The organism is Pseudomonas sp. PDM28 (genome assembly GCF_019219115.1).
Lineage (GTDB): Bacteria > Pseudomonadota > Gammaproteobacteria > Pseudomonadales > Pseudomonadaceae > Aquipseudomonas > Aquipseudomonas laurylsulfatiphila.
This window is the reverse complement of sequence record NZ_JAHUWG010000029.1, coordinates 1-423: the sequence shown is the minus strand read 5'-3', so window position 1 is coordinate 423 and position 423 is coordinate 1. Positions and strand designations below refer to the sequence as shown.

Here is a 423-nt window from a genome sequence, read left to right as displayed (position 1 = left end):
CCCTGGTGCTGAACGCCAATGGCACCTACACCTACACCCTGAACACCAGCGATGCCGACTTCAAAGCCCTGCACGGCGGTGGCGACGGCACCGACACCTTCACCTACACCATCACCGACGCGGACGGTGACAGCAGCACCGCCAACCTGGTGCTGCAGATCCACAACAACGATGATCCAGTGACGATTGGCGGTTTGAACGTCGAGGGCGGCGAACTCACCGTCTTCGAGAAAAACCTCGGCGACGGCAGTGCTCCGGATGCCACGGCGTTGACCCAGAACGGCACGTTCACCGTGACCGCACTGGACGGCGTCATCACCCTGACCGTCGGCGGCATCGCCGTGGTCACGGGAGGCGTAGCCGCGGGCTTCCCGCAATCGATCACCACACCACTGGGCAGCACGCTGACCATCACCGGCTTCA

1 protein-coding gene is annotated in these 423 nt (G+C 63.6%); it reads left to right on the top strand.

Annotated features, from left to right (window positions below):
* A partial coding sequence (locus tag KW841_RS29435) for a VCBS domain-containing protein (protein ID WP_218480752.1) occupies positions 1-423 on the top strand: 423 nt, incomplete at both ends.